Annotated in this window: 8 protein-coding genes, 1 tRNA gene and 1 pseudogene; 6 read left to right on the top strand and 4 right to left on the bottom strand. The window is 55.3% G+C overall.

The features are described 5' to 3' along the window. The first annotated feature begins 72 nt into the window (after window positions 1-72). Genes mutY through mltC form a run of 3 tightly spaced genes read left to right on the top strand, consistent with a single transcriptional unit; the run spans window position 73 to window position 2,565 of the window. Window positions 73-1,128, top strand: coding sequence for an A/G-specific adenine glycosylase (gene mutY, locus MT962_RS10825; protein WP_247365582.1), 1,056 nt, complete (start codon window positions 73-75; stop codon window positions 1,126-1,128). Window positions 1,129-1,156: 28 nt separating this feature from the next. Beyond that, window positions 1,157-1,432: an oxidative damage protection protein gene (locus tag MT962_RS10820; protein WP_024553650.1), complete on the top strand. Its 276-nt coding sequence runs from the start codon at window positions 1,157-1,159 to the stop codon at window positions 1,430-1,432. A gap of 41 nt (window positions 1,433-1,473) precedes the next feature. Beyond that, window positions 1,474-2,565: a membrane-bound lytic murein transglycosylase MltC gene (gene mltC, locus MT962_RS10815; RefSeq protein ID WP_024561223.1), complete on the top strand. Its 1,092-nt coding sequence runs from the start codon at window positions 1,474-1,476 to the stop codon at window positions 2,563-2,565. Between the two features lie 231 nt (window positions 2,566-2,796). On the opposite strand, the gene MT962_RS10810 is transcribed toward mltC, so the two are convergent. Next, window positions 2,797-4,932, bottom strand: a complete 2,136-nt coding sequence (locus tag MT962_RS10810) for an ornithine decarboxylase (RefSeq protein WP_024556916.1) — start codon at window positions 4,930-4,932, stop codon at window positions 2,797-2,799. Window positions 4,933-5,464: 532 nt separating this feature from the next. Here MT962_RS10810 and MT962_RS10805 point away from each other — a divergent pair. Then, a pseudogene (locus tag MT962_RS10805) lies at window positions 5,465-6,183 on the top strand (DUF554 domain-containing protein). Between the two features lie 103 nt (window positions 6,184-6,286). Beyond that, window positions 6,287-6,362: transfer RNA gene (locus MT962_RS10800), tRNA-Phe, on the top strand. Between the two features lie 1,245 nt (window positions 6,363-7,607). On the opposite strand, the gene MT962_RS10795 is transcribed toward MT962_RS10800, so the two are convergent. From MT962_RS10795 to MT962_RS10785, 3 genes are all read right to left on the bottom strand, one after another. After that, window positions 7,608-8,087 (bottom strand): DUF2778 domain-containing protein, encoded by a 480-nt coding sequence (locus MT962_RS10795; RefSeq protein ID WP_247365581.1) that lies wholly within the window; start codon window positions 8,085-8,087, stop codon window positions 7,608-7,610. Beyond that, a complete protein-coding gene (locus tag MT962_RS10790; protein ID WP_029590420.1) occupies window positions 8,084-8,566 on the bottom strand; it encodes an Hcp family type VI secretion system effector in 483 nt (160 codons plus the stop codon). Before MT962_RS10790 ends, MT962_RS10795 begins: the two co-directional genes overlap by 4 nt. A 365-nt stretch (window positions 8,567-8,931) precedes the next feature. Next, on the bottom strand, window positions 8,932-9,777 hold the full coding sequence (locus MT962_RS10785; protein WP_247365579.1) for an alpha/beta hydrolase: 846 nt from the start codon (window positions 9,775-9,777) through the stop codon (window positions 8,932-8,934). Window positions 9,778-9,969: 192 nt separating this feature from the next. Between MT962_RS10785 and MT962_RS10780 the strand changes: the two genes are divergently transcribed. Next, window positions 9,970-13,077, top strand: a complete 3,108-nt coding sequence (locus tag MT962_RS10780) for an autotransporter outer membrane beta-barrel domain-containing protein (RefSeq protein WP_247365577.1) — start codon at window positions 9,970-9,972, stop codon at window positions 13,075-13,077. Window positions 13,078-13,096: the final 19 nt, after the last annotated feature.

The following is a 13,096-nucleotide window of genomic DNA, read 5'->3' as shown; positions in this document are numbered from 1 at the left end:
TCCTGTTTACAGCCCTCAGGCGCTGTGCTGCAATCTGCCTCTCTTCTTTTTTAAGCCGGACCCCACGCTTTAATGATGCAGCCACAGCAATTCTCCCGCCAGGTGCTCGACTGGTACGATAAATACGGGCGCAAAACCCTTCCCTGGCAGCAGGAAAAAACGCCTTACAAAGTATGGCTTTCCGAGGTGATGCTGCAACAAACCCAGGTGACGACGGTAATACCTTACTTTGAGCGCTTTATGGCGCGCTTTCCGACGGTGACCGATTTAGCCAACGCGCCGCTCGACGAGGTGTTGCATCTGTGGACCGGGCTTGGCTACTACGCCCGCGCCCGCAACCTGCATAAAGCGGCGCAGCAGGTGGCTTCACAGCACGGCGGCAGGTTTCCGGAAAACTTCGACGACGTTTCAGCGCTGCCGGGCGTGGGCCGCTCCACGGCGGGCGCGATTTTATCGCTCTCACTTGGTCAGCGTTTTCCGATTCTTGACGGCAACGTCAAACGCGTGCTGGCGCGCTGCTACGCTGTAGAGGGCTGGCCGGGCAGGAAAGAGGTGGAAAAGCGCCTGTGGGAGATAAGCGACGCGGTGACCCCGGCCCAGGGGGTGGAGCGCTTTAACCAGGCGATGATGGATCTCGGCGCGCTGGTCTGCACCCGCTCAAAGCCGAAATGCGAGATTTGCCCGCTGAATAACGGCTGTGTGGCGTATGCCCAGGGCACATGGGCGAAATATCCCGGAAAAAAACCCAAACAGCAGCTGCCGGAGAAGGTAGGCTACTTCCTGCTGATGCAGCACGAGAATGAGGTCTACCTGAATCAGCGTCCGCCAAGCGGGCTGTGGGGCGGTCTTTTCTGCTTTCCGCAGTTTGGCGACGAAGCGGCGCTGCGCGACTGGCTGCACGAGCGCGGCCTTGAAGCGCACGGGCTGACGCAGCTTACTGCTTTTCGTCATACATTCAGCCACTTCCACCTGGACATCGTGCCGATGTGGCTTTCCGTGTCCGGCAGCGGCGCATGCATGGATGAGGGAACGGGTCTCTGGTATAACTTAGCCCAGCCGCCCGCCGTCGGGCTGGCGGCGCCTGTAGAGCGCCTGTTACAACAATTACGCGCCGGGGCGCTGGCTTAAGCCGCGCCGCGCCGCAACAGAGGACATTATGAGCAGAACGATTTTTTGCACTTACCTGCAACGCGAGGCCGAAGGCCAGGATTTTCAGCTGTACCCGGGCGAGCTCGGCAAGCGCATCTATAACGAAATCTCGAAAGAGGCCTGGGCGCAGTGGCAGGCGAAGCAGACCATGCTCATCAACGAGAAAAAGCTCAACATGATGAACCCGGAGCACCGCAAACTGCTGGAGCAGGAGATGGTGAACTTCCTGTTCGAAGGGAAAGACGTACATATCGAAGGCTACACGCCGCCAGAAAAACAGTAAGGGCTTCGGCCCTTTTGCCTAAGCCAGGACGCACTTCAGGAATGAATAAAAAATTACTCGCGCTTGCTCTGGTCGCGCCGTTATTAGTTTCCTGTTCCAGTAATAAAAAAGCTGAAAACGCCTATAACGAGGCCTGGATTAAGGATACCAACGGTTTTGACATTCTGATGGGCCAGTTCGCCCATAACATTGAAAACATCTGGGGATTTAACGAGGTTCTGATTGCGGGGCCGAAAGATTACGTGAAATACACGGATCAATATCAGACCCGCAGCCACATTAACTTCGACGAAGGGACGATCACCGTTGAAACCATCGCCGGCACCGATCCGGCGGATCGTCTGCGCAAGGCGATCGTCACCACCCTGCTGATGGGCGACGATCCTGGCTCTATCGATCTCTATTCCGACGTTAACGACATTCAGATCTCAAAGCAGCCGTTCCTCTATGGCCAGGTGGTGGACCAGACCGGTCAGCCGATCCGCTGGCAGGGACGCGCGAACAGCTTCGCTGACTACCTGCTGCAAAACCGCCTGAAAAGCCGCAGCAACGGCCTGCATATTATCTACAGCGTGACGATTAACCTGGTGCCGAACCACCTTGATAAGCGTGCGCATAAATATATCGGCATGGTGCGCAAAGCGGCGCGCAAATATGGCGTGGATGAGTCGCTTATCCTCGCTATCATGCAGACCGAATCGTCCTTCAACCCGTACGCTGTCAGCCGTTCCGACGCGCTGGGGCTGATGCAGGTTGTGCAGCACAGCGCCGGTAAAGATGTGTTCCGCGCTCAGGGCCGCTGGGGCATGCCAAGCCGCAACTACTTGTTCGACCCGGAGAGCAATATTGACACCGGCACCGCGTATCTGGCGATGCTGAACAACGTTTACCTCTCTGACATCAGCAACCCGACATCGCGCCGCTATGCGGTTATCACCGCTTACAACGGCGGCGCGGGCAGCGTGCTGCGCACCTTTGCGAGCGACAAGATTGAGGCGGCGGCGATCATCAACAACATGGACCCGGGCGAGGTTTACCAGATGCTGACGACGCGGCATCCGTCCGCTGAGTCGCGCCGTTATCTCTACAAAGTGGATACCGCGCAGAAATCTTACCGGCGCGGCAGAGGGTGATGAAGGCGTAGCGTGGTTCGGCCAGCGCCATCCGCGGTTTCGTCGATGGGCTTTCACCCTCACCCCGGCAGGGAGAGGGGGAAAAGCGTACCGGCCTGCGCCGCGCCTTCCGCCCCTCACCCTAACCCTCTCCCCGCCGGGGAGAGGGTTAGGGGCAACAAGCCAGTTCTGGGGCCCCACGCAGCGTCATACGAAAAGTTAGCGCCAGGCCGTTAGCATGAAGGCGCCCACTCACTGGCGCAGCATATACCCATATAACCGCTTAATGCCGTCGGCATCCGTTTCGCTGTACACCCCTTGCAGCTCCGGCGAGAAACCCGGCAGCAGGTTGACGCCCTCTTCCAGCGCGAGGAAATAGCGCAGCGCCGCGCCGCCCCACACTTCGCCCGGCACCACGCAGAGCACGCCCGGCGGATACGGCAGCGCGCCTTCCGCCGCCACGCGCCCTTCGGCCTCAGCCAGGCGCACCAGCTCTACGTTGCCGCGAATAAACTCGATGTTCGCGTCCTGCGGGTTCACCACCACCGGCGGCAGGCTTTCGCGGCGGAACATCGCCTTTTGCAGATCCTTCACGTTAAAGCTCACGTAGAGGTCGTGCATCTCCTGGCAGAGCTGGCGCAGGGTGTAGCCTTTGTAGCGCACCGGGTATTTCTGGTAAATGGTCGGCAGCACGTCGGCAAGCGGCGTGTCGTCTTCAATGTGGCGCTCGAACTGCGCAAGCATCGCCACCAGCTGCGCCATCTTTTCGGTGCTTTCGGCAGGCGTCAGCAGGAACAGAATCGAGTTAAGATCCGCCTTCTCCGGCACAATGCCGTTTTCACGCAGATAGTTGGCAAGTATCGCCGCCGGCACGCCGAAATCGCTGTACTCGCCCGTCGCCGCGTCGATGCCCGGCGTGGTCAGCAGCAGCTTGCACGGGTCGACCATATACTGCTCGCGCGCGTAGCCGTGAAAACCGTGCCACGAGGCGTTCGGCTCGAAGGTGAAGAAGCGGCGCTCGCGGGCTATCACCTCCGTTGGGTGATCCTGCCACGGCCGCCCCGCCACCTCTTCCGGCACAAACGGTTTGATCATCTTGCAGTTGGCGATAATCGCCTTGCGCGCCTCAATGCCTTTCTCCACGCATTCCGCCCACAGGCGGCGCCCGCTCTCCCCTTCGTGGATTTTGGCGTTCACGTCGAGTGCGGCGAACAGCGGATAAAAAGGGCTGGTGGAAGCGTGCAGCATAAACGCATTGTTCAGCCGCTTGTGCGGACAGAAACGCGCCTGGCCGCGCAGGTGGTTATCCTTTTTGTGGATTTGCGACGTCTGCGAGAAGCCCGCCTGCTGCTTGTGCACCGACTGGGTGACGAAGATCCCCGGGTCGTTCTCATTGAGCGTGAGCAGCAGCGGCGAGCAGTCGGCCATCATTGGAATGAACTGCTCGTAGCCGACCCACGCCGAGTCGAACAGGATGTAGTCGCACAGCGGCCCCAGCTTATCCACCACCTGACGGGCGTTATAGACGGTGCCGTCGTAGGTGCCGAGCTGGATTACCGCGAGGCGGAACGGACGCGGTTGATCGGCGCGATCGGGTGCTACGTCGCGGATCCGCTCGCGCAGGTAATCTTCATCAAAACAGTGGGCGTCGATACCGCCGATAAAACCGAACGGGTTGCGCGCCGCCTCCAGATAAACCGGCGTGGCGCCCGCCTGGATCAGCGCGCCGTGGTGATTCGACTTATGGTTGTTGCGGTCGAACAGCACCAGGTCGCCGCGCGTCAGCAACGCATTCGTCACCACTTTGTTCGCCGCCGACGTGCCGTTCAGCACGAAGTAGGTTTTATCGGCGTTAAAGACTTTCGCTGCGAACTTCTGCGCGTGCTTCGCCGACCCTTCGTGGATGAGCAGGTCGCCAAGTTTCACGTCTGCGTTGCACATGTCGGCGCGAAAGAGGTTCTCGCCGAAGAAATCATAAAACTGCCGCCCCGCCGGGTGCTTTTTAAAAAATTCGCCGTGCTGGTGGCCCGGACAGGCGAAGGTGCTGTTTTTCATCTCCACGTACTGGTAGAGCGTGTCGAAAAACGGCGGCAGCAGGTTCTCTTCATAAGCGACCGCCGCCGCTTCCAGCTCCAGAAAACCCTGCGCGTTGCCGGTGATAACGCCCGTCACTTCCGCGCTTGCCGTTCCCTCTTCCGTCAGCACGAAAACCGGCAGGTTAAACCCGGTGCGTTTGAGCAGGGCCAGAATGCCGCTGCGCGTATCGGCAACGGTGAGCACCACGGCCGCTACGTCCGTGAAATCGGTGTTATCCAGCGTCACCACTTCACGGTGTGTGGAGAGTGCCGTCGCCAGAGTGTGGCTGGCAGCAATTTTTAATGAATTCATAAGCACGAAAACCCGTCACAAAGGGGGTGAGCGCCTTCAGGCACAGCATCGGGAATATCCCGGCGAAGATGGCTTGCGTGGTCCGACTGGGTTCCAGCTCCGACCGCCAGACATCAGTAAAAACAGAGCGTTTCTGGTCTTACTGTTGTCCTGCAGTGAGCGTGCGTTAACCTCACCGCATGGCGAGCGTGGAGAACGACCGGGAGAAACAACGGGCGTGCGGCTGCGAAAGGCTTCGCAGAGCAGGAGCTGTGGCGATAATCAGCATAAAAGCACCCCGTGCTGTGAAGAAAAGTCGCGCAATAATGGCACCTTCTGCCGGGACGGGCAACCCGTAAGAAGAGGTTTACGCAGCGCGATTTTGCCTCGCAAATGTAATCCTTTAAAATTCAAATAACTATTTTTAGCCGCTCGAATAAATTCATCATTTTTTCGCATAAAAATGCGTAACAAGGGGTTTCGGGCGGGCGACACGCGAGGAAAAACAGATGCGGTTTATGCTTAAAACTTACACAGTTAGTGGGAGAGGGCTATGGTAACAGGGCCTTTTATCAACGCCGCCGCCGTGCTGCTGGGCGGCGTGCTCGGCGCGGCGCTGAGCCAACGGCTGCCGGAGCGGCTGCGCACCTCCATGCCCTCTGTCTTTGGGCTGGCATCGATGGGCATTGGCATTTTGCTGGTGGTGAAGTGCGCCAACCTGCCGGTGATGGTGCTCTCTACCCTGCTCGGCGCGCTGATTGGCGAGCTCTGTTACCTGGAAGGCGGCATCAGCAAGGCGGTGAAGAACGCAAGCCATATTGCGCAGCGGTTGCGGCCCGGCAAGAAGGCGAACCCGGCGCAGGAGAGCTACGTGCAGAATTTCGTCGCCATTATTATTCTGTTTTGCGCCAGTGGCACCGGGATTTTCGGCGCCATGCGCGAGGGAATGACGGGCGATAACAGCGTGCTTATCGCCAAGGCGTTTCTCGATTTCTTCACCGCCACGATTTTTGCGACGTCGCTTGGCATTGCGGTGGCGTCTATCGCCGCGCCGATGTTGCTGATTCAGCTCACGCTTGCGTACTGCGCGGTGTTTATCCTGCCGCTCACTACGCCCGCGATGATGGCGGATTTTACCGCCACCGGCGGCCTGCTGCTGCTCGCTACGGGGCTGCGCATTTGCGCATTAAGATGTTTGCGGTGGTGAATATGCTCCCCGCCCTGCTGCTTTCGATGCCGGTTTCAGCGCTCTGGACCCATTTCTTCGCATAAGCGTTCATAAACGCAGCAAACTGCTGCCGGAATGTGCGGACGGCGCGGATTCAGGTGAAAATGTTTGACGCGCATGGACGATTCAGGTTTAATGCGCCCCGTTGCCCGGATAGCTCAGTCGGTAGAGCAGGGGATTGAAAATCCCCGTGTCCTTGGTTCGATTCCGAGTCCGGGCACCACTTATTCAGAGAACCCAGCCTATGGCTGGGTTTTTGCTTTTGGGGGTTCCGGACTCTTCATCGAACGATGTTCGATTGTTCGCCACCTCCCTGTGGCTCACCCCTGCGGGGCCAGCGCGGAACGCGCTGTGCAAAAACGCTCCCGGCGTTTTTGTCCGAGTCCGGACACCACTTATTCAGAGAACCCAGCCTATGGCTGGGTTTTTGCTTTGGGGGTGATACGTTACCGGGCATTACAGTTTCGCTGTGCTCACTTTGCATCCAGCATGAACTTTCTCATTGGCATTTCTCTATCCTTCAGTGGTTATGTGCCATTCCTTTACTTAATAAGAGTCCATTTCGTGCAAGAAACCTACGTCTGACCTTCCAATATGTCGTTCGCTACTCCCTTGCTAATGCCGGGTTGAGAATGTGAATAAAACGTGGAGGAAAAACAGTGGAAAGCTTGGGTAAATGCGCAGAGATATTAGCTGGAACGTGGATAAGGGTTGTAGCCACAAGGCAGTCTCTGATGAGTAGATCTTTATTCACCACCGAAGAGATTAATCTTGCGGGCGGAGAACTGAACGGAATTGGTCTCACCGGTTCCATCGGATAGGGGCGCGTCTTGCGACGCCCCCACCCGGCCCACCATTGAGGTGTAGCCGAGCGAACGACACAAAAAAAGACGCTAAGCGTCATGTGTCGCCAGTGAAGTTTGGCAGGAGGCTAATCCCGGCGCCTGATTTTGCAGGCGCGGGTGAACGATACAACGAGAGGTTATGCGCTTCAAGAACTTAAGCGCCTGCGTTTACCGCTTCCTGGACAGTTGCCCCGCCTTTCATCGTGATATGGAATTCAGCTTGCAAAATATGTTTCACGCATCCGTTTTCCACTGAAGCATAACGAGGGATTTAAAATCCTTTGGGGTTAACGCGGTTAACCCACTGGCCGCTGCGATTCTTGCTTAATCCAGACCAAAACGGCGCAGGCTGAATCTCACTCTGCGCCGTTTTTATTATGTTAATTCTTTCCTGTTGCAGGCAGAAAAAATCAGCCAGATCAACACGCAATTAATAAAAATGGCTATTAGCATCAGTATTAATGTATACGCGTCATACCATTGATTCTCCATTACCATGCCATATCTGTCTTCATACCATAAAAATAATGCTTCATCCGGCATAACATAACAAAGCAGGCTATAAATAACAGACAGCGATAAAAGCTCAAGCAGCCAAATAAAAACATAGTGAATGGGCTTCATTAATACACCTGTATAGTGCCAAAAGCTTTAAATTGCGCGGTTACCATTATTGATGGTGTTTTCAACAGCGCGTTTAGCAAAATGTCATATTCAGCATGGCTGGTTAAGGTAATGCAACCGTTACTGATCCCGGACTGGCCTGAAGGATGTAGCCGAAAGTGTCCCCTTTCCACACCTTCAATAAATGCGAAGTCATCTATTGCGCTGTCTTCCCGGTATAAGGCAAACCACAGATCACGATCTGAGCCGCTTTCCAGGCCGTGGATCATATCCTGCCAGCGCGTGCGGAAGCCGCCGCGCGGGCGCGTAACGATGTAATAATTTCCCGGTGGAATAGGGCCTTTTTTCGGGATTGCTATCGAGTCGGGATTATTACGGTGCGGGCCAGCGTTACCGGAATAGGCGGAAAAGAAACCCACGCCTGGGCAACTTAATGTTGATAACTGTCCACCATTCAGATGAAAAGTACAGCGGATCATCTTTCATTCCACGCATCAGTAAACTGGACATTGCCGTCACAATACTTCCAGGTAATCCGCTCATAACGCAGCGATACATTTTCCAAATGATTATGCTTTTCAGTGGCCGGGTTTTTTATATCCAGCATGCAGGGGCAACAACTGACAACCTTAACTTTCTCAAGCAACATATTAAAATATTCAACTTCCTGCCCTGCATCGTTGATGCGGTACCATTTTATTTCAGCCATTTTAAGCGTCTGGCCCGTCGCTATCGCTTTGTAAAGATAGGGGCTGGAGGAATCAAATTCTTTCTGAAAACTCAGTGCACAATGCTGACGCGTTCCCGTAATCCTTCCTGTTGCGGTATCAGTAGGCAGATGCAGCCCGTGCCCAAATGATAATATTTCAATGCTTCCTTCTCGGTCTTTTATATCAACAGAGCCTTTAATATCTGCACCGCCATCATCTTTAAGCCATAAGTACGCCGGAATAGCCATTTCCATTATTCCTTGATTAGTTGGAAAAAATACTGCTAACTAATAAACCCCGTGGCAGATAATAATGCCAGGCAAAAAATGCCATAGATGGCACGAATAACTTCTAGAAATATATATTATAAAATCATAGACGAGATAATCGCTAATCCTTAAGTCATTAAATAACACTTATTTCTGCAAGCCCAATACCCCCGTGATACAGAGTTAATGAATCAAATAACTTAACTCCCAACCCTGCAGGCCCTTTTTATTTCCGGAACCAACCTCCTGAATGGAAATAAACGCTCGGTTTGAAATGGCTGTGGCGATAAAACGTTTATTGGTTCGCACGTTTATTTCCACAGTCTACAAACGTTCCCGCCCCTTCACCGGCAAACCGGCGCTTTCGCCAGCAAACCCGGCCAGCGCGCCGCCCAGTCGGAGCCATGGGCCATGCCCGGCACCACTTCAACCTGCGCGCAGCGCGTTCCTGTCGCCTGCTGAAAACGCGCCGCGACAGCGGGCGGCACCGTGCGGTCATCCGCGCCGCTGAAATGGATTTGCGGCAGGCTCGCCAGTTCTGGCGCAACGTCTACCGCGCTTTGCGCATCCGGCATGGCGGAAACGCGGTACAGCGCATTCACGTACGCGACATCGAGGTTCCCCGCCACCGTACGCAGAGAAACCACATCCGTCCGCCGTGCCGCAAGCAGCGCGGCAATGTTGCCGCCGCCTGAATACCCCACCAGCTCTACTTTCACCTGCGGATAGCGTTGTATTACCTGGCTTAATACCTCGTTCATCGCCTGAATAACGTTTGATGAGAAGCGCTTATCTGTCCAGAGATGGACATTGCAGGCGGCGGGCAACGGCGGCCCGATAAACTGACACGGTCGCGCAAGGTAAAGGATGTTAGCGGATTGATCCGCCGCGGCTAACGCAAGGCCAACGGGATTGTGCGGCGTTGGGTCGTCTGAAGGACGCGTACGGCTCACCCAGGCGAATCCGTCCCCTTCCACATAAACCCGCAAAAGCGTAACCGACGGCGTAATACGATGCCAGGTGCGAAAATATATTCCGTTCGCAGAAAAATTTTCACTGGTAAGACCACTTTGTTTCGCCAATATATCGGCGCTTTCACGCGGATTTTTGCCGACACATCCCGTTAACAAAAAAGTCATACTAATCAATATTACACACGTAAAGGTCAGGGTTTTTTTTGTCTTTTTCATTCGCTCTTCACACTTTTATTTAAGTGAAACTCTAAAGTTCCGCGCGGCCTGAGCCGAAAATAATTTAGCTTCGCTGATTGTTTTCTTTGCAAGCAGATGTATATTTCGAAACGAAATGTAATCAGATAAATCTGAACGTAACATATAACGGCTCTTTTCGTTAACCCCAAGCGCGACATCGCACGGTACATCATGAAGAAATCACGGTTTAGCCAGCAAGGAACCTTGCTGGTAGCGTTAACCTCTGCGCAAGGACTGCTGGCACCCTATGCCTTCGCGGTTCCCAGCGACTATGTCATTTCCAGCCAGCAATATAACGTTCAGATCCCCGCTGAATATCAGACAGTGCATGTCACCAGCGAAGGCACCGCAACCGGTGACGGAGAAACCGCGCTGAATGTCGGCCAGGATGGTGCCCTGACGTCATTGACTAACGATGGGATAATTACGGCGAGAGACGGCGAGCTTTCCAATACTTACCTTTATGGCCTGCAAAACCAGGGCGCCATCGATATCATCGATAATAAGGGCAGCATTACAATTACTGGCGAAAACGGTAATTATTCCAGCAGCGCTATTAACCTGACTGCGACCAGCACTGTCGGTACGCTGATTAACAGCGGAACTATCTCCGGGCCAGCCGCTGGTACCTATTACAGCAATACTGGCTACGAACAGGGCGGCGGCATTAGCAACAGCGGCACCCTGGGCACGTTAAAGAACGTGACGACAGGCGTGATTTCAGGCAGAACCGGGGTTAATAACCGCGGCAATATTGACGTTCTGGAAAACGACGGGATAATCAACTCGACAAATAATAACAACACTGGATATTACTATAACACTGGCGCTATTTATAATACCGGCACCATTAATACGCTGCATAATACCGGCACTATCGCCAGCAATAACAGCACCAATCATTACAGCGATTCTGCCATTTACAATAACAGCACCGGCCTGATTAAAGACTTAACAAACGACGGCACCATTACCAGCTCTTATTTTGGCGTATATAACATTGGCCAAATCGATACGCTGACTAACAATGGTGATATTACAGGCTCTGTCGTTGGTGTTTTCAACCGCAACTATTCGGATAATACCTTAGGGTCAACCAGTACCATTATTAACAATGGCACCATCAGCGGCACCTATGGCGTTTACACTGCGAATTATTATTCCGATGCCTATCACACGACGCTGATTAATAACGGCACCATTAACGGAACCAATTATGGCGTTTACGACGAAGGCAGCGGCAGCTCCACGATAGACATCACCAATAACGGCACGATCACCGGTAATACCTTCGCTATATATAGCCGCGGCAACAACGACTCTACGCTGACTATCACTAACACCGGCACCATTGAAGGCACTATTGCCGCCGATAATGGCGCCATCCTCGAATTTATTGGCGGTACGGATAAGCAGGGCGTGCTGACAGGTACGAGCGAAGTGATAAATATCGCGAGCGTCAGCGATCAAGATACCGCTTCAGGCGCTAACGGCGTGGGGACGATTTCCAGCACTGGCGATGTGATTTTCCGCTCCGGCTCCATGCTGCTGAACGACAACATCAACATCCGCAACGTCATGATGCTCAACAGCCTTATGAGCGATGACAGCAGCGATTCTGATAGCACGACCGCCCCTGTCGGCACCGTGATTAACGACGCCGCCAGACTGCAGGTTAATAACCCGCTGACCATCACCGGCAACTACCAGCAGAACGCAGCGGCATCGCTGATTCTGGGCGTTAACGACACGGCGGTCGCCAATGGCGACAAAGCGGCGGATACCGGCTATGGTCGTCTGACGGTTACCGGCTCGGCTAACGTGGACGCAGGCTCTACCGTATCGCTTGCCCGTACCGGCAACACCTACCAGTTTGCCGCAGGTCAGCGTTATGTGGTGATTGATGCCAACAGCATGGGTACCAACTACAACGCCGATAAGCTTAATTACAGCGCCGCAGGCTACAACGGCCAGGTGACCGGCTCAACCTATGTTGACGACACCAACAGCGCGCTGGTTGTTACGCTGACGGAAGCGCCGCCGGTAGTCGAAACCCCGCCGGTAGTCGAAACGCCGCCTGTGGTCGGAACGCCGCCAGTCGTCGAAACGCCGCCAACCGCGCCGACCACGCCGGTGACCAAACCGGGCCGTGCGACCATCCGGAACGCCACCGCGTCGCTGGGCGGCCTGAGCAGCTACTCCGGCATCTCCCCGCAGTTGCTTGAGCTGTACAACGCCTCGCTGGCGATTGAAGGCAAAAAAGAAGCCAACCGCGTGGGCGAACGTCTGTCAACCGGCCAGAATATCAGCGCCAGCACGGCAAGCGGCGTGGCGACCTCAACGGCGATGTCCGTGGTCGGCACCCACCTGGATACCCTGCGCAACCCGCAGACCGCAGGCCTGAGCGGCGTGGCGACGGGCGACGCGTACAACGACTGGATAGTCTGGGCTCGTCCTTACGGCGGCTATGCCCGTCAGGACAGCAGCGACGACGTGAGCGGTTACAGCGCGAAATTCGGCGGCTTGCTGTTTGGCGCTGACCGCGCGGTCGCCGACAACTGGCGTGTAGGTGCGGCCCTGAACTACAGCAACACCTCCGTACACGGCAAAGATAACCTGAATGGCAACACCTCCACCGCCGATAACTATGGCGTGATTGGTTACGCGGGCTATTCCGGCGAGCCGTGGTTTGTGAACCTGTCGGCGGCGCTGACCCGTCAGAACTATGAGTCTGTCCGTCGCGCCGATTTCACCGGCTTCTCCGGCGCGGCGCACGGCAAGTTCGACGGTCAGTCCGTCACGCTGCAAAGCGAATTCGGCTACCCGTTCACGCTGCCTGCTGACGTTGTCATCACGCCGCTGGCAAGCCTGGCTTACGGCTATCAGCACGTGGATGACTATAAAGAGAGCGGCGGCAACGGCATGGCGCTTAACGTTGGCGCCTCACACTCGCAGTCGGTTATCAGCGACCTTGGCGCGCGTGTAGAGAAAACCTTCGACACCGCGCTTGGCAACCTGACGCCGTTCGCACAGCTTTCCTGGATCCACCAGTACGACAACCGCCGTATGAGCAACACCGCCTCTTACGCCGCCGACACCCTGGGTGAAACGCAATTCACCACCAAAGGCGCGTCTCCGGTTGAGGACATGGCGGGTCTGTCTGTGGGCAGCGCGCTGTATAACGTCAGCGACCTGAGCATTGACGCCCGTTACGACCTGCAGGCGGGCGAACGTTACCAGGCGCACACCTTCAGCCTGCGCCTGAACAAATCGTTCTAAGCGCTAACGCAGATAAACC

This window comes from Franconibacter sp. IITDAS19 (genome assembly GCF_023079515.1).
Taxonomy (GTDB): domain Bacteria; phylum Pseudomonadota; class Gammaproteobacteria; order Enterobacterales; family Enterobacteriaceae; genus Franconibacter; species Franconibacter pulveris.
The sequence above is the reverse complement of the archived record's forward strand: the minus strand, read 5'-3'. Positions and strand labels throughout refer to the sequence as shown.

What these genes read in the sequence shown, in the direction of transcription:
- MT962_RS10790 (WP_029590420.1), bottom strand. Translation starts at nt 8,566, where the DNA reads ATGGCTATTCCGGCGTACTTATGGCTTAAAGATGATGGCGGTGCAGAT.
- MT962_RS10810 (WP_024556916.1), bottom strand. Translation starts at nt 4,932, where the DNA reads ATGAATTCATTAAAAATTGCTGCCAGCCACACTCTGGCGACGGCACTC.
- MT962_RS10780 (WP_247365577.1), top strand. Translation starts at nt 9,970, where the DNA reads ATGAAGAAATCACGGTTTAGCCAGCAAGGAACCTTGCTGGTAGCGTTA.
- MT962_RS10795 (WP_247365581.1), bottom strand. Translation starts at nt 8,087, where the DNA reads ATGATCCGCTGTACTTTTCATCTGAATGGTGGACAGTTATCAACATTA.
- MT962_RS10820 (WP_024553650.1), top strand. Translation starts at nt 1,157, where the DNA reads ATGAGCAGAACGATTTTTTGCACTTACCTGCAACGCGAGGCCGAAGGC.
- MT962_RS10785 (WP_247365579.1), bottom strand. Translation starts at nt 9,777, where the DNA reads ATGAAAAAGACAAAAAAAACCCTGACCTTTACGTGTGTAATATTGATT.
- mutY (WP_247365582.1), top strand. Translation starts at nt 73, where the DNA reads ATGATGCAGCCACAGCAATTCTCCCGCCAGGTGCTCGACTGGTACGAT.
- mltC (WP_024561223.1), top strand. Translation starts at nt 1,474, where the DNA reads ATGAATAAAAAATTACTCGCGCTTGCTCTGGTCGCGCCGTTATTAGTT.